At 38.8% G+C, this 17612-nt stretch carries 20 protein-coding genes; 9 read left to right on the forward strand and 11 right to left on the reverse strand.

Annotation, left to right across the window (positions count from 1 at the left end; translation table 11 throughout):
* The first annotated feature begins 169 nt into the window (after window positions 1-169).
* The 7 genes from ACSQ6I_RS05920 (at window position 170) to ACSQ6I_RS05950 (ending at window position 3671) form a co-directional block, all read left to right on the forward strand.
* Window positions 170-469 (forward strand): hypothetical protein, encoded by a 300-nt coding sequence (locus tag ACSQ6I_RS05920; RefSeq protein WP_438889444.1) that lies wholly within the window; start codon window positions 170-172, stop codon window positions 467-469.
* Between the two features lie 317 nt (window positions 470-786).
* Entirely contained in the window at window positions 787-1371 is a 585-nt protein-coding gene (locus tag ACSQ6I_RS05925) for a hypothetical protein (RefSeq protein WP_438889445.1), read from the forward strand.
* A 12-nt stretch (window positions 1372-1383) separates the two neighbouring features.
* Window positions 1384-1827, forward strand: coding sequence for a hypothetical protein (locus ACSQ6I_RS05930; RefSeq protein ID WP_438889446.1), 444 nt, complete (start codon window positions 1384-1386; stop codon window positions 1825-1827).
* Between the two features lie 10 nt (window positions 1828-1837).
* A complete protein-coding gene (locus ACSQ6I_RS05935; RefSeq protein WP_438889447.1) occupies window positions 1838-2287 on the forward strand; it encodes an HNH endonuclease in 450 nt (149 codons plus the stop codon).
* Window positions 2288-2429: 142 nt separating this feature from the next.
* The gene (locus ACSQ6I_RS05940) at window positions 2430-2654 is read left to right on the forward strand and encodes a DUF433 domain-containing protein (protein ID WP_438889448.1); all 225 of its coding nucleotides are present in this window, start codon (window positions 2430-2432) and stop codon (window positions 2652-2654) included.
* Window positions 2638-2964: a DUF5615 family PIN-like protein gene (locus ACSQ6I_RS05945; RefSeq protein ID WP_438889449.1), complete on the forward strand. Its 327-nt coding sequence runs from the start codon at window positions 2638-2640 to the stop codon at window positions 2962-2964. Before ACSQ6I_RS05940 ends, ACSQ6I_RS05945 begins: the two co-directional genes overlap by 17 nt.
* Window positions 2965-3134: 170 nt before the next feature.
* Window positions 3135-3671 carry a retropepsin-like aspartic protease family protein gene (locus ACSQ6I_RS05950; protein WP_438889450.1) on the forward strand — a complete coding sequence of 179 codons (537 nt, stop codon included), beginning with the start codon at window positions 3135-3137 and terminating at the stop codon, window positions 3669-3671.
* 67 nt (window positions 3672-3738) lie between these two features.
* On the opposite strand, the gene ACSQ6I_RS05955 is transcribed toward ACSQ6I_RS05950, so the two are convergent.
* From ACSQ6I_RS05955 to ACSQ6I_RS05975, 5 genes are all read right to left on the reverse strand, one after another.
* Window positions 3739-4425: a PHP domain-containing protein gene (locus ACSQ6I_RS05955; protein WP_438889451.1), complete on the reverse strand. Its 687-nt coding sequence runs from the start codon at window positions 4423-4425 to the stop codon at window positions 3739-3741.
* A gap of 297 nt (window positions 4426-4722) precedes the next feature.
* Entirely contained in the window at window positions 4723-5751 is a 1029-nt protein-coding gene (gene purM / locus ACSQ6I_RS05960; RefSeq protein WP_438889452.1) for a phosphoribosylformylglycinamidine cyclo-ligase, read from the reverse strand.
* Window positions 5752-6039: 288 nt separating this feature from the next.
* A complete protein-coding gene (locus tag ACSQ6I_RS05965; RefSeq protein WP_438889453.1) occupies window positions 6040-6246 on the reverse strand; it encodes a hypothetical protein in 207 nt (68 codons plus the stop codon).
* A 396-nt stretch (window positions 6247-6642) separates the two neighbouring features.
* Window positions 6643-8115 (reverse strand): adenylate/guanylate cyclase domain-containing protein, encoded by a 1473-nt coding sequence (locus ACSQ6I_RS05970; protein WP_438889454.1) that lies wholly within the window; start codon window positions 8113-8115, stop codon window positions 6643-6645.
* Window positions 8112-9140 (reverse strand): molybdopterin-dependent oxidoreductase, encoded by a 1029-nt coding sequence (locus ACSQ6I_RS05975; RefSeq protein ID WP_438889455.1) that lies wholly within the window; start codon window positions 9138-9140, stop codon window positions 8112-8114. The genes ACSQ6I_RS05970 and ACSQ6I_RS05975 overlap by 4 nt, the downstream gene beginning before the upstream one ends.
* Window positions 9141-9464: 324 nt before the next feature.
* On the opposite strand from ACSQ6I_RS05975, the gene pruA reads away from it, so the two are divergent.
* Window positions 9465-12437 carry an L-glutamate gamma-semialdehyde dehydrogenase gene (pruA, locus tag ACSQ6I_RS05980; RefSeq protein WP_438889456.1) on the forward strand — a complete coding sequence of 991 codons (2973 nt, stop codon included), beginning with the start codon at window positions 9465-9467 and terminating at the stop codon, window positions 12435-12437.
* Window positions 12438-12543: 106 nt separating this feature from the next.
* Here pruA and ACSQ6I_RS05985 read toward each other — a convergent pair whose 3' ends face one another.
* Both ACSQ6I_RS05985 and ACSQ6I_RS05990 read right to left on the reverse strand, forming a co-directional pair.
* Window positions 12544-12981: a DUF29 domain-containing protein gene (locus ACSQ6I_RS05985; RefSeq protein ID WP_438889457.1), complete on the reverse strand. Its 438-nt coding sequence runs from the start codon at window positions 12979-12981 to the stop codon at window positions 12544-12546.
* 101 nt (window positions 12982-13082) lie between these two features.
* Window positions 13083-13457 (reverse strand): hypothetical protein, encoded by a 375-nt coding sequence (locus ACSQ6I_RS05990; protein WP_438889458.1) that lies wholly within the window; start codon window positions 13455-13457, stop codon window positions 13083-13085.
* Window positions 13458-13503: 46 nt separating this feature from the next.
* On the opposite strand from ACSQ6I_RS05990, the gene ACSQ6I_RS05995 reads away from it, so the two are divergent.
* Complete coding sequence (locus tag ACSQ6I_RS05995; protein ID WP_438889459.1) at window positions 13504-14763, forward strand: lipid-A-disaccharide synthase; 1260 nt, start codon at window positions 13504-13506, stop codon at window positions 14761-14763.
* Between the two features lie 39 nt (window positions 14764-14802).
* On the opposite strand, the gene ACSQ6I_RS06000 is transcribed toward ACSQ6I_RS05995, so the two are convergent.
* The 4 genes from ACSQ6I_RS06000 to ACSQ6I_RS06015 form a co-directional block, all read right to left on the reverse strand.
* Window positions 14803-15093 (reverse strand): hypothetical protein, encoded by a 291-nt coding sequence (locus ACSQ6I_RS06000; protein ID WP_438889460.1) that lies wholly within the window; start codon window positions 15091-15093, stop codon window positions 14803-14805.
* Window positions 15094-15111: 18 nt separating this feature from the next.
* Entirely contained in the window at window positions 15112-15309 is a 198-nt protein-coding gene (locus ACSQ6I_RS06005; protein WP_438889461.1) for a ribbon-helix-helix domain-containing protein, read from the reverse strand.
* Between the two features lie 217 nt (window positions 15310-15526).
* Window positions 15527-16882: a UDP-N-acetylmuramoyl-tripeptide--D-alanyl-D-alanine ligase gene (locus ACSQ6I_RS06010; protein ID WP_438889462.1), complete on the reverse strand. Its 1356-nt coding sequence runs from the start codon at window positions 16880-16882 to the stop codon at window positions 15527-15529.
* 284 nt (window positions 16883-17166) lie between these two features.
* Window positions 17167-17412 (reverse strand): prevent-host-death family protein, encoded by a 246-nt coding sequence (locus ACSQ6I_RS06015; protein WP_438889463.1) that lies wholly within the window; start codon window positions 17410-17412, stop codon window positions 17167-17169.
* Window positions 17413-17612: the final 200 nt, after the last annotated feature.

Raw genomic sequence — 17612 nt, forward strand, 5'->3', positions numbered from 1 at the left:
TTCGTTTAGCTGTTGTTGATTTAAGTCTAAGCAAGGGTAATCGGATATAATTGCTACATGATAGACTATTAAAAGCTACGAGAGGGTCAGAACAGGGCATAGGTACTAAACTTTAGATATAGAGACGTTTGGTGGAAATGTCTCTAAAAAACGATACAAACTACGAACCATGACTTATATATCAGAAAATATGGAAATCAAGGCTTTTCCTATTCGTATAGAAAATGAAGGGAAAATTACTATTCCAGAAGATTTAACAGCGCATCTGAGCTTAGTTACAGGTGATATATTGACATTATTGCAAATTGGTGATGTTGTTTTGCTTACTCCCAAACAGCCCCAAGTTCCACAAATTGCAGACAAAATTACAGCAATGATGGAAGATGCAGGTTTAGAACTGGGTGATTTACTCCAGGGTTTGGAAGCAGAGAGAGAAGCAATTTGGCAAGAGCAACAGAATAATGCGTAAAGTCTTTAGCCATGCAGAGCTAGGCTATACATTGCAATCGTAAAGCTAATAGGTGGAGTTAACAGCTTTCAGTATTTACCCTGTTGGCTAATGGCTTGAGAGCAAAACACCAGTTTTTTTAAGTGTGAAGTCTGAGTTAGTAATTTATTAATCAGTATTAATACAGTTGCAGAGTGCTTGCAAGTGCAATTAATTTGTATATATTATACTTAATTTTTATTTTTATTACTTAATCAAGACAAAAAAGAAACAAAGTATATCCTGAAGCGAGATTTATTCTAGAACTTATCACGTTGATTAATTGTTGAGGCTAATTTATGGCATCGAAGGATCAAATCCAAACTACTCTGAAAGAAAAATATGGCATCAACAAGAATATCAGTCAGGTACTAGATAAGGAAGAATGTGAAAAATTGCTTAATCTTCTCAATAGTGAACCTAGTGCAGTCAAATTAGTTGAATCCTTAGCTCTAAAGAATTCGAGTCTGGGTAAAAATAATGCTTCTCTTGGGAGGAGGCGTACTCAGGCAGAAAATAAACTGGTATCTGTACAAGCGGAATATCTGGATTTAGAAGAGTCTATTAAAAACTTAGAAGAATCTAAGATAACACTTGACACTAAAAAAAAGCAATTAGAAGAAGAAAGAAAAAAACTCGAAATTGAAATTCAAAATTCCTCATCTGAAAATAAAAATTTAAAGGCTAAAATTCAAATATTAAACTCTGATAATGAACAGCTAATTGTAGTAAATGATCAACTAAAAAAAGAGAACAAAGCTTTAAAAAATATAGTCGATGAAATCAGACTTAAATTAGCCATTGAGATAAAAGGTATGCTGAGATTGGAGGATAGTGAAATCCGTAAAGGACTAGTTAAATTATTCAAATCAACACTAGGTTAAAGAAATAATTTTATGACTAATAAAAAAAATAAAAATAAAACTTTTCAAGGAATGAGTTATCGTGAGATTCAACGCGCTAACTCGAATAATAGAAATAATCTCCATAAAGAAGACCAACGTTGGTTAAAAGACAATGGGTACAAAAATATAGGCTGGGATGATGTTATCAAACTTTACCAGAAAATCAAGGATTTTTTAGATAAATATCAGTTACAAGATTTGACACTTGAAGAATTGTTTTTAGAGGCTGACCACATAGGAAATAAATATCTTAGTGATCAGGAGATACAAGAGTTCAATCAAAAGTTAGCTAAAGAAGTCAATGAGATTGCAGATGAGATAGATAAGCAGTTTCCTGATACAGAAATTGAAATTATTGATTTTAGTCAGAAGACTAAGAATAAATATACAAAGAATAGAAATAATCAAAAATCATACAAAACTATTAAATTCTAGTGAAAATTATATGAATATTGAAAATAAAGAACTTAGCGAATTATTTAAGATTGCTGACAAAATTGGTAAAAAGCGATATCACAAACTTACTTCTCAAGATTTTGATAATTATAGAAAATTTGATTACTGGAGATATGTTAATGGTGATGCAGAATGTGGAACAACGGAGGAAAGTAAAGAGTGGGTAAGAGATAATTCAGATTGGTACTGTCCGATTTGTGGGGATAAATACTCTGAAAAGGATGGTAAGAATATTGATCACAAGTTACCTAGATCACAATATCCTTGGTTATCAATGGAATTTAAAAATTTATGGGTCATTTGCAGGATTTGTAATCTGGAAAAGAGTGATATGCACTGGTATGAATATGAACATTATATGTTTATTAAATATCCCGATCTATATCCAGCTATAAAAGCCGCACGTCCTAGTAAGTTGCTTCAGTCCTTGAGGGATTAAACTAACTAGTTTGTGATGGCGATCGCATAACAACTTGAGACAACTGTAAAGTAGAGCGTGATCTACGACGATGTTCCGTTTCCAGTTGTAGTAATTCCAAGCTAGGATTATTATGAATGATTAAAAATTGGCTAAAGTTTTTATGATATCAACATCACATATTATTCACAGTGACCCCGATATATTAGGGGGAACTACCGTCTTTGTGGGAACTCGCGTACCAATTAAGACGTTGCTTGATTATCTAGAAGCAGGTGATTCACTAAATGAGTTTTTAGATCATTTTCCTAGTGTCAGCCGTGAGCAAGCGATCGCAGCCTTAGAATTAGCAAAGGAAATGCTAACAGCTTATGCGAATCCTGCTTGATGAATGTGTTCCACGTCCTCTCAAACGGGAACTCAAAGATTACGAAGTACGAACAGTTGTCGAGATGGGATGGTCAGGTAAAAAGAATGGTGAACTTTTACAACTCATGAAACAAACAAGTTTCACCATTCTATTGACTACAGATCAAAATTTGCGACACCAGCAAAACTTAGAACAAGCGGGAGTTGCAGTTGTTGTGCTTATAGCTCCCAAAAATCGTCTTTCTGACTTGATTCCACTAATACCAGAAGCTAGAAAAGTGCTAAATGTAATAGTTCCTGGAGAGGTAATAGAAGTTGGACTTTCCTAAATGGACTAAGCCTATGGATTATTGATATTGAGTAGAGATCGATACCTTCTCTATGCTTGGTTATTCTCTGAATTTCAGTAAAAATAAGGGTTTTTGCTGTAGGTATAATTAACACTTTCGATTATTCTAGATTTAGAGGATTTTCGAGCAATTTAGGGCAACTACAAATAATGAAAGCTGTTCAAAGGGTAGGGATTGCTGCTGTATCTGGGATAATGTTTTTAACAGTACCATCTGTAGCTAAAGCTAATGATCCCGGTGGTTGTTTTATGGTGACATCATCAGGTAAAACTCTGAGTTTGGGACAACTCTGCGGGATGACACCACCACCATCAACTCCCAAGGTTTTTCGCGTCCCAATTAAGCGTCGTAGCGGTCAGACTCCAATTATAGATGTTAATTTTAACGGTAATCAAGTCTTTGAAATGGTTGTTGATACTGGTGCGAGTGGTATTTTGATTACTCAAGGAATGGCTACAGCCCTGAAAATTCAACCTTCAGGAACAGTAAAAGCTAGTATTGCCGATGGTAGTATAGTTGAGTTCAAAACTGGTAATATCTCAACAATTGCTGTTAGTGGTGCTGTTGTTAAGAATGCCAGAGTTGCGATCGCACCCAAAGCTATGATTGGGTTACTTGGACATGATTTTTTTGGGAAATATGATGTCAAAATCCTAGAAAAACAAGTTGAATTTCATCAGCGTTAGCACAATCATGGGTAGTAATTACCCCCTGGCTAAATTAACCAGGAGTATAAAAAAGATAAGTTCAAGTTTACAAACGTTGCAGCAAATTTAAACCATGCGTATCAGTACCACAGGTATTAAATAACCCGAATTCTGCCGCTAAAAGTTGCACTTCTTCTGATACGACAGGACTGGGTTTCCAAGGATTGGGATTGTTGTAAGCATAGAAAGCCTCAACACCGTCAATTCCATGTTCCACCGCAGCGGGAATCAAGTCAAAGTGCGATCGCTTGTACCGGGCTGGATGAGCAAGTACAGCTAGTCCACCAGCATCATGAATAGCAGATATGACATTAGCAGCTTGATACTGTTTACCTACCGTTGCTTTTTTTTGCAAATAAGGATTGAGACTAGAGCTTTCTGGCTCAAAAGCATAAGCCAAAATGTGAACTTCTATATCCAACAAATTGGCATTAATTTCTACACCACTCCACAGATGAGGAGTATGTGCATCGGGATTACTCCACTTCCAGTCTTCTAACCAAGCCTGCGCCGCTTGATAGCCAGCAATAGTATGATGGTCAGTAATCGCTAGTCCTTTTAGCCCAATTGCGATCGCTTGCTCCATCAATCCACTCGGCTGCAATCTGCCATCCGAGTTGACCGTGTGCATATGAAAATTAAATAAACTAGGACAACTTTGGGCATCAATGTTCTGGAATACTTGTCTTAAAAGTTCTGTGGAAGCAGTAGTCTGGACAAAATTTACAACCATAACCCCCTCTGAACAACAATATGCAATTTTTTAAGAAACCAACACGCCACACTGAATAAATGAAAAATCAATATACACTGGTGTCGGCAGCTACTTTATCTGCTACAGTAATTAATTTTTGAGATTTGTTAAGACTACGTTAGCAAATCTCAACGCTCATGGTCATGAGTATTTTTGATTACTTCTATAAAGACAGTCTAAAATTTTGCGTAAGTTTTGATAAATACTGATATTCTATTCGTTTTAGATACCTGTTATATCTGTTTAGGCTGGTAATGACCAATTACCAATTACCAATTACCCATTACCCATTATCAATTCCCCTGTTCCAGTCACAACTTCACCAATCGCATAAGCGGGAATATCCTGCGATTGAAAATGGTTAATTGCTTGTTCCACTTCGTGAGGTGGTAGTATCACCACAAATCCAATCCCCATATTAAATGTATTATACATAGCTTCAGCACCCACAGAGCCAGCCTCAGCTAACCACTGAAACATAGAGGGAATAGTCCAACTATTGGGATTAATTTTGATTGCTTGTCCTGTTCCCAGACATCTAGGTAAATTTTCCGGCAAACCCCCACCAGTGATGTGAGCCATAGCGTGAACTTCTAACCCAGCTTTTAAAGCCGCTAAAACAGGTTTAACATAAATTCGGGTAGCTTTGAGGAAAGTCTCACCGATAGTTTCCCCATTTAATAAATCTGGGTTGTCATTCCAAGAAAAGCCCCCGTTGCTGACAATTTTTCTGACCAAACTCAAACCATTACTATGCACCCCAGTGCTAGCTAAACCTATAGCCACATCCCCAACTTGCACTTGAGAACCATCTAGCATCCGGCTTTTTTCCACAATTCCCACACAGAAACCAGCCAAGTCATATTCACCTACTTGGTAAAAACCGGGCATTTCTGCCGTTTCTCCTCCCAACAAAGCAGAACCAGCCAATTTACAACCAGTAGCTATACCTGCCACCACCTGAGTTAACTGCTCTTTGTCTAGCTTACCAGTTGCTACATAATCTAGGAAAAACAGTGGTTCTGCTCCCGATGTCAGCACATCATTAACACACATCCCCACCAAATCAATCCCTACGGTATCATGGCGGTTGAGAATTTGGGCTATTTTTAGCTTTGTACCGACACCATCTGTCCCAGACACCAAAACGGGTTCCTTGTAACCTGTAGGAAGTTGAAAGCAGCCACCAAAGCCACCTAATCCCCCAATTACTTCCGGTCTAAAGGTGCTGTGAACCAAATTGCGAATTTGATCTACAAAGGCTCTACCCGCTTCAACATCAACGCCTGCATCCCGATAATCCATGCCTAATTACACCGTTCTCAATCTGCGACACACATAGACTATCATCATGACACAATTTAGGCACTAATAGAAGAAGGAGTTCAGGAGTTCAGGAGTTCAGAAGTTCGGGAGTTCAGGAGAAAAAGCAATAAGAAACTTCCTCTCGGCTACCCATCTTCCCTACTCCCTTCTCATCAAAAGAATACCGAATGAAATGAACCGCAAAGACGCAAAGTACGCGTTCGTCGAAGACGTTCCGAAGGAAAGTAAAGAAGGAAGAAGAAGGAAGTATTACTTGTCACCTATTCCCTAAAATACCTGATCTTCAATTCCGAGCCACCATTCACCCAAATTCATCAAATCTTGGAGAATATCTGCTAATTCTTGCTCATAAACCTGTGTTGATATTGTATCTCGCCGTTCTTTTAGTTTTTGTAGCCTTAATTGAACCAATAACCAAGGTTTAGAAATGCCCCCTGTGGCTTCTAGATATTGTGCTAGTTTTGTACTATCCATAAAATTTTAGTTTCTTGTGCGTTTAATTACGAATTTAAAATTATCTATACTAAAAACGGGTTAAAAGTGTCATTCTGAACGAAGTGAAGAATCTCCGAGATACTTCTCTACGAGACGCTCCGCGAACGCTGCACTACGTTACGCTCAGTATGACATAAGTCCAGATTTCACCCGGTTACAGTATAAATAATTAAGTAAGGAGAATACTCCAAGTCAGGATAATAAAGGCTTTTTGAGTCAATTTTGATGATTTTGAAAAAATCTCACTTCTCTCTATTCCTGACTTTATTAAGCATTCTGACTCCTTGCCCTGAGCGTTCACGTAGTGTGTCGAAGACAAGCCGATAGCGTAGCGTGGCGTTTAGCCATAGGGCTGAATCCTGAATTTTTACCAAATTATGCTTTTACTTCATAAATAGATATTGCTTCATCTTTGCCTTTGACTTTCACTGATTTATCTATTAGTCTCAAAGAAAAAGATTCAGGACAAGATAAGTTTCTCACTACTGATTCTGTGATGAGAATATTACATCCATATTGCTTAGTTAGCCCCTCAATTCGGGAGGCAACATTAACTGCATCACCGATAACAGTAGAATCAATGCGGGAGGTAAAGCCCACTGTACCCATAACTACTGTACCACGATGAATACCAATGCCAACACTAATTCTTGGTAAACCAGTTTGTCCTGTTTGCATACTTCGCTCATCATTAAACTTATCTAAAGCCTGTTGCATTAAAATTGCGGCACGTAAAGCGCAGTCTGTATTCCCATCGTCAAATAGCGCCATAATAGCATCACCAATATATTTATCAATAAATCCCCCTGCTTCATCTATGGCTTTTCCCATACAAGCCAAATAGTCATTCAAAAACCTAAAGATTTCTATAGGTTCCATTGCTTCAGACATTGAGGTATAACCGCGAATATCACAGAATAAAATCGTCATTCTTCTTGTTGAAGCTGCACCCACTTCAATATTTTCTATTCCTTGGGGAGCAATAACTGAGATAAACTTATTGGGAACAAATCTCTCAAAAGAATCTAAAGTTTTTTGCAACTTGCTAAATGATATCTGCAATGCAGCAGACATTTCATTTACCGAAGTTGCCAAAGCGCCAATTTCATCTGCACGAGAATGAATATCTGCGCGATGCTGTAAATCTCCGCCGGCGATTTTAGCAACACTAGCTTGTAAACGGCGTACCGGATCACTTAAATGCTGTGCTAAGAAATACGCACATATCCAGCCTACGTTTAGTCCGACAAAACCCACTATCAAAGCCTGATTGACTGCATTGGTAACAGCACGATTGACTTTTCGTAAGGATATACCTATTCTTAATTTGCCAAGTTTTCTACCAGATAGTGTTTGAATATCTGATGCTACCTCCATCACCTTTTCACCACGTTTAGCCCGCAACTTATCAGCAAAATAAATATCTCGGAGAATAAATGTTTCGACAACGTGAGTTTTTTCGGAGGAATTTATGGCAGCATTGGTGACACTGAGGGATACAATATCAGGGATATAATTGTTTTGAAATTCGTTAGGAGAAGCGGCAGCAATTTGATTTTTTTGATTGGAATCAGATACTAAGGCATAGATAAAATCATCATTTTCTCTCAACAGCAAATCTATATTTAAACGAATTTGACTCCAATTCTCCTCCGATACCTCGTTGGCATAGGTAGAACTTAATACCTTAGAAAGACTTTTAGCATCATTTAATTTTTCTTGGTGGTAAAGAGTACTTTCACTTTTTGCCCAAACCGTAACTATCGCACCAATCAAAGCCAGAATCAGGAGGGTGGTAGAAGCCATGATCTGGGTGCGAATTGAAGAACGTAAGGCGAAAAATTTCATGGCTTTACAGTCAACTCTTCTACAAAAGTCGCCCATTTGAGTTGCTTGGTTTCTGCTTGACAGTTATCACCGAAAGCTAGAGTTACTGGGCCACCCATTTTCGATGAAATTGGTTTTTTGTCGTTATCCCATCTGGTAGCTAAGAGAATATCACAGTCGCGTACTTCTTCAGCGGTTAAATTTATTGCTTCTGTCGTTTTACTGTAAACTACTGGTTTCCCACTTATAACCACAGATCCCGTTGGATTTAAGTTAACACCAGCTAAGGACAAAACATCGCGCACTCTGACACCCTGTAGTTGAACCTTGTTACTCGGCCACCAGACTCGATAACCAACTTTTTGTGTCAGGGTAACTTGAGGTAATTTGTCCAGGTCTGCTAAATTAAATTCACGCTGACCCACTCGCACTAAAGCTTTTTCTGTACCAACTATGATATCGGTGACGTAAAATGCCCACATACCTTCATCATATTTTTGTTTGAGTTCCTGATGCTGGGTATAAGGAAAGACCAAATAAATTGGACCTCCTTCACTACGCTGAATTTGTTGATTATTTCTAGTAAGTGCTAAAATAATTGGGTAAGTAAGCAAGTCTTCTATTTTAATTGTGACTTGATAAGCGTCGTAACAGACAAAAGTTACTTCAGTGACTCCTGGTTGAATACCAAACTTTTGTAACAGTGTGTCTACAGCTATGCCACGAAACTTAAATACCTGATTTGGGTTAACGATGTTATTTGCATCAACTGTATTCACATTGGCCTGAGCTAAATTTTCTATCTGCTGCCAATTTAAGGTTACAGGTTTACCAGTCGCTGTCTCACCCTGAATAACTAAATTCCACTGACGCTGCTGATTGTTTTTGTCGTTATCTGCCAGAATTTGCCTATTGCGCGTAACCGCTTCTTTACGCCATACTTCCAATTGTTGATCTGTCGGCTTTTTTGTGCAACCTACCAAGCAGACTATAGCTATCCCTAAAGATGCTAAGGCCAAGTTTTTCCAGACATTCAATACAACCACATCTAAAACTACTACTTTAAGAAGGTTTGTAAATTGGGGTTGGCTACTTTACGGGCAGCACTGTAATACATTTTTACACGATGATTAGAGATTCTCCACAAAAATGTGACCTTTGTGGCTACTAAATGATGAAAACGTCACAATAGGGAATGGGGTGGTGGGGAATGGTGTCAACTTAACTTGAAAGCCTTGTAATGTCGGTATATCAAACTTACTCAATTAACCAATCAATCCAGAAGAACCCCACCCCTAACCCCTCCCCACTGTTTCGTGGAGGGGAACTGGATTTTTGCAAATAATCTTAAATTAAGGAGTTTAATTTCAGTGGTATTACAAATACAAAACAGCACTTACGAAGCGAAAACCCAAGAAATCGCTAAACAGGTTCTTGCGGCTACTCAAGAAAATCGCTCTTTTTTGGCTGCTTTACGGGATCAAATGCGTTGGGATGATAAGTTACTCGACTGGGCTATGAGTAATCCTGGGTTAAGGGTACAACTTTTTCGCTTTATTGATACTTTACCCGCTTTACATAGTAAATCAGAAATTGCGTCTCATTTACAAGAATATTTGGGAGATGAGTCTGTAGAATTACCCGCAGCTTTGAAAGGAATGCTCAATTTTGCTAATCCTGATTCTATGCCGGGACAGGTAGCAGCAACAACTGTGGGAACTGCGGTAGAAACTCTGGCACATAAGTATATTTCTGGGGAAAATATTAAACAAGTCATTAAAACTGTTGAGAGACTGCGAAAAGAAAAGATGGCTTTCACTATTGATTTACTTGGTGAAGCGGTCATTACGGAAACAGAAGCGCAGTCTTATTTAGAAAGATACTTGGAGTTGATGCAGCAATTGGTGGAGGCTTCGCAAAGGTGGACGAAAATTCCGGCTATTGATGAAGCTGAGGGTGAGAATATTCCGAAAGTTCAGGTTTCTGTGAAGTTAACGGCGTTTTATTCTCAGTTTGATCCTTTGGATGCTCAAGGTAGTGAGGAACGGGTGAGCGATCGCATTCGTATTTTACTACGTCGGGCGAAGGAGTTGGGTGCAGCAGTCCATTTTGATATGGAACAGTATGCGTATAAGGATATTACTTTCAATATTCTCAAAAAACTTCTACTCGAAGAAGAATTTCGTCAACGTACTGATATTGGCATGACTATTCAAGCATATCTGCGTGATAGTGAACAAGATGCTAGAGATATTATTGCTTGGTTAAAACAACGCGGTTATCCTCTAACTGTTCGTTTGGTTAAGGGTGCCTATTGGGATCAGGAAACTATCAAAGCTACTCAAAAGCATTGGCAACAACCGGTTTACAATGATAAAGCGGCTACAGATGCGAATTTTGAGACGATTACGCAGATTTTGCTAGAAAATCATGAGTATGTGTATTCTGCCATAGGAAGTCATAACGTGCGATCGCAATCTCGCGCTATAGCAATTGCTGAAACTCTCCAAGTCCCCCGTCGTCGGTTTGAAATGCAAGTTCTCTACGGCATGGGTGATAAAATAGCCAAAGCCTTGGTAGATAAGGGTTATCGCGTCCGGGTTTATTGTCCCTACGGTGAACTTCTCCCCGGAATGGCTTATTTGATTCGGCGATTATTGGAAAATACCGCAAATAGTTCCTTTTTACGCCAAAATTTAGAAAATCGTCCCGTTGAAGAACTACTAGCACCACCAATTCCAGCTTCCCCCTCGCTTGCGGGGGGGACTGAGGGGGGGTTCTTCGGTGTAGCAGATACAGATTATGCTGAAGAAGAAAAAAGAAAAGTTTCTCAGCAAGCTTTCCAAAATGTCCGTCAACAACTTGGAAAAACTTATTTACCATTGATTAATGGTGAATATGTAAATACAACCACGTTTGTTGATTCCCTTAATCCTTCTAATTTCAGTCAAGTTGTGGGAAAAATTGGACTTCTCAGCGTTGAACAAGCTGAGGCAGCAATGAAATTTGCTAAAGCGGCTTTTCCTGCTTGGAAGAAAACCCCAGTTAAACAACGTGCTGATATTTTGCGGAAAGCTGGGGAGTTAATGGAGGAAAGACGCGCTGAACTTTCTGCTTGGATAGTTTTAGAAGTAGGAAAACCTGTTAAAGAAGCTGACGCGGAAGTTTCGGAAGCAATTGATTTTTGTCTTTATTATGCTGATGAAATGGAACGGCTGGATAAAGGTGTAATTTATGACGTATCTGGAGAAAATAATCGTTATATTTACCAGCCGAAAGGAATCGCTGTAGTGATTTCTCCCTGGAATTTTCCTTTGGCTATTGCTTGCGGGATGACTGTCGCTGCTTTGGTTTCTGGGAATTGTACTTTGCTCAAACCTGCGGAAACTTCTTCTGTAATTACTGCCAAATTTACAGAAATATTAATTGAAGCAGGAATACCAAAAGGTGTTTTTCAATACGTCCCCGGTAAAGGTTCTCAAGTCGGTGCTTATTTGGTAAATCATCCTGATACCCATGTGATTGCTTTCACTGGTTCCCAGGAAGTAGGTTGTAGAATTTACGCAGAAGCTGCAATTCTCAAACCCGGTCAAAAGCATATGAAGAAAGTAATTGCGGAGATGGGTGGGAAAAATGCAATTATTGTGGATGAAAGTGCTGATCTAGACCAAGCTGTTGTCGGAGTTGTGCAATCTGCTTTTGGTTATAGTGGTCAAAAATGTTCTGCTTGTTCACGGGTAATTGTTCTCGAACCAATCTATGATGCTTTTATAGAAAGGTTGGTAGAAGCGACGAAATCTTTGAATATCGGTGAAACGGAATTACCCAGTACTCAAGTTGGTCCGGTGATTGATGCTAATTCGCGCGATCGCATTTTGGAGTATATTCAAAAAGGGAAAGAAGAAGCAAAAGTCGCTCTAGAATTACCCGCACCAAGTCAAGGTTATTTTATCGGTCCTGTGATTTTTTCAGAAGTACCTGCAAATGGGATAATCGCACAACAGGAAATCTTCGGTCCCGTTTTAGCAGTGATTCGAGTTAAAGATTTTGCAGAAGCTTTGGAAGTTGCTAACGGAACAAATTACGCGTTAACTGGTGGACTTTATTCTCGGACACCTTCCCACATTCAGCAAGCGCAAGCAGATTTTGAAGTGGGGAATTTATACATTAACAGGAATATTACCGGGGCAATAGTCGCCCGTCAACCTTTTGGTGGTTTTAAGCTTTCTGGTGTTGGTTCTAAAGCTGGGGGGCCTGATTATCTTTTGCAATTCCTAGAACCAAAAACGGTGACAGAAAACATTCAGCGTCAAGGTTTTGCACCTATTGAGGGTGCTGAGTAGGAGTTATTTTTAAACGCAGAGGTACGCAGAGGTACGCGGAGAGGAAGCAGTTTTTACGCATTTACAGCAATTTTCTTCCTTTGCGCCTTTGCGCCTTTGCGTGAGATTATAATTCCCAAAAGTCGCAATCTAAAATAGAGTCTATATCATTAGGATATGGCCACACATCAGGAAAAGTCACTTGCGGGTAATTTTTGTGAACCCCTTTGAGTGCAAGTCTCCAAGCACTATTAAAAGCTTCTTCCCAGATAGTTTTGAGACTGGGAGAATCTTCAAGTTCTAATTCTATTTGTCGTCTTTGTTCATCAATAGTAATTTCCCAACCACGATAGTCATTGGGTAAGTTGATGTACAATCTTTTTAGTAAATGTTCTAGAAGAATCAAAAGTCGGCTTTTTAGTTCTTTTTTCTCAGATCTCCCCAAACTCTCAATTTCCTCTATTAAGTTCTCTAAATCAAGTTGATCAAAATCATGGGTTCTCAGTTTAGCAACAGTATCTGTTGTCCAAAGCAAAAAGTCACGGTTATAGAGTGAAGATTTCATATATTTTTCTCGATGTTACCCCCATTCTATGCCATCATTATTTATTACAAATACCTAATATATCCCCAATTTTTTGAATAAATCGGGGAATATGAAACTAATTATTTTGGACACTCAGGTAAGCTTTTGTTAGCGTAGTAGCAATCAAAATAATTTAGAGCTTCTCCACTAGATTCAAAGCTTCCAGTTTGAGAGGATGGATCTTTTTTTGGATCTTCCTTATCATTCCAAATTTTCAAGTAGTAATTACTACCATCATCAGTAGACCATAATTCATAAAGATAATCACCACCCCTACCCTCACTTCTCAAGTAGTCAGCTAGTGCTGTCTTGGATACAGATAAAAGGGTAGATATAGTCAAGATAGGAATTAGAGCTATTTTCAATATTTTAGTTGTCTTCATAGATACACCAATTATCGCTTTAACATCAATAATATCGTAACTACATATTTGTATCTTGTCTACTCTAGTCATATCAGTATAATCTTATTTTTAGAACCAATTAATTATATTTTTAAAGATGGCAACACCAATAGATATCCTGATTTTATCCAATGGTCCAGGGGAAGTAACAACCTGGGTGCGTCCGGTAGTGAAAGCGTTAAGAGAACAATTAGGTGATGATCGTGATGTTGTCAGAATTTCTGTAATTTTATCACCTTGTCCCCATGCTAGTGGAAAAGAGAGAGCGATCGCACTTTCTTACCCAGAAGTTGATAGAGTCCAAGCCGCATCACATTTTTGGCAATTTCTACTTTGGGGAAAAACCGCAGAAAGTTGGGACTGGAGAAGTAAGGGTGTAGTTGTATTTCTCGGTGGTGATCAAATTTTCCCGATCATTATTGGTAAAAAACTGGGGTATAAAACAGTAGTTTACGCCGAATGGGAAGCCCGTTGGCACAATTTAATCGACCGTTTTGGGGTTATGAAAGCGAAGGTTGTAGAAAATGTTTCACCCAAATATGCTCATAAATTTACCGTTGTCGGTGATTTGATGTTAGAAGCAGCAGAACAAGATCACCTCAAATCCGAAGTTAAAAATCCACAATCTAAAATTGAAATGATTGGGATTTTACCAGGTTCAAAAGCTGCGAAATTAACCCAAGGTGTACCTTTAACTTTAGCTATTGCTGAATATATTCACACCAAAAGACCTCAAACCAAGTTTGTAATTCCTGTTGCCCCAACTTTAGATTTACAAACTTTAGCGAGTTTTGCAAATCCCCAAAAAAACCCTTTTATAGAAATTTTTGGTGCTAATAGTGCAGCTTTAATTATTCCAGAACAAGGTCAGCCAATATTAAAAACAGAGACAGATTTAACTGTTGAATTGTACCAAGAAAATCCAGCATATAAATTATTATCTCAATGTTCTATTTGCTTAACTACAGTTGGTGCAAACACGGCTGAACTTGGTGCTTTAGGCGTGCCAATGATTGTTTTATTACCAACTCAACAAATGGATTCTATGCGCTCTTGGGATGGTTTACCAGGGTTGTTGGCTAATTTACCAGGAGTGGGTACAAATTTTGCTAAATTGATTAATTGGTTTTTTCTCAAACGCATAGGTTTATTATCCTGGCCAAATATTTGGGCGCAGGAAGAAATAGTACCAGAACTTTTGGGGAAACTTAAACCGCAAGAAGTTGGAGAAATGGTTTTAGACTTTTTAGAAAATCCCGAAAAATTGGAGGCTATGCGAGATAAACTTCGCAGTGTTAGGGGTGAAGGTGGTGCTGCTGATAAATTAGCAACTTTGGTAAAGGAAGAGTTATTGTAGAAACTCTAAACTTTCTGTAGCTCTTGTTTTTCCCCTAACTCACTTATCCATCAACTTTAACAAAATCGCTTCTAACCTCTCTAAAGCAGCGTTGGTTGATTTTTGGTTCTCTCCAAAGTTCCGTTGACTCTCCTCAAAATTCCGATCCAATCGCACTATGATGTCGTCTAATACGGCGCTGCGAGCTAATACCGTGTTTGCAGTTCCAATAAAATCATCAACTTTATAGGTCAGGTCATCAACTCTAGTTGTCAAACCATTTAAGCTGTTGACCGTAACTTCTAATATCGCTTCTATCCGATCTAGTCTATCCACTGGTGGTGTTGTCATTGTTTTGCTGAGTTTGAGCTAACTTGCTTTTGGATTTTTCTTGGTTCGATTAGTGATAGCTTCGCTGACAAGTATCTTTACCATTTGGCTCATAGAGCGTTTTTCGCTTTTAGCTTCTGTTGCTATTTCTGTATAAAGCTCTAAATCGTCTTCATCAGTGAAATATATGTTTAGTCTTTTTCCGTCGGGCATAGTAGCACTGCTTAGTGTTTCCATGCCTTTATTTTGTATTTATTTCTTCCTTTTGTCATCTAGTGTTTAATAGTGTTATTATAACACTACATTTATCAATCGCGCAACAATAAATCACCAATTGATGTCCAATAGGTAGATATGACGCTTATCTGAAAATAGTTGTAGCGTTTTAGTTGCTAGTGCAAGAAGACAAAAGGTAAGAAATCTTGAATAGTCAGCTTTTTAGCCTTTTTTAACTTCAAGTAGGAAATTCTACCCGTAACTGATTGACAACCCGATCTAATCCGACGGAATGGGCTGCTTTAAATAATAAGCGATCGCCCTCCTGCATATAATTCTTCAATCTCGCTACCAAATCCGCATGGGTGACAAAACACTCAGAAGGTATACCACTAGCGCTTTTGGCGATGGTTTCCGCATCTTCTCCATCAACCAAAACCAGCAAACCATCTAACTGCAAATTCTGCACCATTTCCCCAATTTGTTGATGCAGTTGTGGGGATCTTGCCCCTAATTCCTTCATTGCCCCCAAAACAGCTATTTTCCGCTTTCCAGGGGTATCTGCCAATAACTGCAACGCCGCTAACATCGCTTCTGGGGCAGCATTGTAGGTTTCATCTAAAATTAAAATATCATTAGCTAAGGTAAATCGTTGCGATCGCCCACCAGGCATATTCACAACTACCCCAGCTTGTAGAGATTTCCAATCAATTTCTAATACCTTAGCTACTGCTAAAGCTGCTAAAAAATTACTAGCATTATGACGACCAGGCAGCGGTAAAGGTAAACGCATTCCCGCTACTTCTACAACTTCATTATCAATTAACTCCCCTTGAATATCGCCACCAGAAAAGCCGTAACTAATCACTTTCCCTTGCCAAAATCTCGCTGCTGTCTCCATTAATAGAGAATTATCATGATTAAGAATCGCCACACTATCAGCAGGCATTTCGGCTAGTAACTCACATTTCGCTTCCGCTATTGCTAATTCTGAACCGAGTAATTCAATATGTGCCGTTCCCACATTGGTAATTAACCCAATGGTTGGTTTAGCGATTTGCGTCAGTTCGGCAATTTGTCCCCTCCCCCGCATTGCCATTTCTATCACAGCAAAATCATCTTCTGCACCGAGTTCTAACAGAGTTTTTGGGACACCAATTTCGTTATTGAAATTTCCATAGGTTTTGTGAACTCGTCCCTGAGTGGCTAAAACTGCGGCGATTATTTCCTTGGTTGTGGTTTTACCCACCGAACCTGTTACCCCAATCACCGGCATAGCAAAGGAATCACGCCACCATCTAGCAATTTGCTGATATGCCTTGAGGGTGTCTTTCACCTGCAAAACCGGGAATCCAGGATTTTCATAGTCGTAATCTACAATAGCTGCGATCGCACCTTTAGCGATCGCAATCTCCACAAAATCATGTCCATCAAATTTTTCCCCTCGTAAAGCCATAAATACTTCACCAGGTTGCAAAACTCTGGTATCTGTTTGCATACCAATGCCCAATTGAGCTAAAGCAGATACAGATACGTTAACAGGATTCGCTAAAAGAACTTCAACCAGTTGGGATAAAGTGGCCGATACAGACATACTCAATCATCAATAAAAGTTAATTAGAGAACTCCACAAAAAAGATGATCCAATCTTGTGGGATGGGCATCTTGCCCGTCCTTGTATTATTTAGCAGACATCTTGCCTGCACCACAAGAAATTTTGGGATATTTTTTATTTGGAAGTCTCTTACCAAATCCTACAATCCTTATGGTCAATTAGTAATTAGTAATTCATAATTAGGGCTTGCTGATAGCGTAGCGTAAGCCATATAAACATACAGCAGTTTGCGTAGTTAGGAGGTACAAAATCTAAATTGAAACCTATTTGTATTTTAGGGTTGCCAAGGCTTGATTGGCAGGAATTCCTTCACCTTGCTCAAATTCATCCAGTCCTTTACGAATACCTACTATTGTTTCTAGGTAATCAATTCGCTCTAAGAGTTCTCGATATGTGCTTGGGGGCTGTTTTGGCGGGGTTTTCATTGATTGCAAAAAACTCAGTATATCCTCTAGGATTTCGTTGGGGGTGTTGTCAATTTCTTGTAAGAGCAATTCTTTGATAGTCATTACAGTTAATCGCTGAGATTTATGTTTCTATTATAGCGATCGCACCTCACTGCTTCCTAATAATAGGCGATACCTTCTCTACGAGATACTATTGCACTTACCTACATCGCCAAAACAGAGATTGTTTTGGGACTTTCAGAAAATAAATGATCTCATCTTGTGGGGTAGGCATACTTCGACAAGCTCAGTACAAGTCCTGC

The sequence above is a fragment of the Anabaena sp. WFMT genome, assembly GCF_051781005.1.
Classification (GTDB): domain Bacteria; phylum Cyanobacteriota; class Cyanobacteriia; order Cyanobacteriales; family Nostocaceae; genus Anabaena.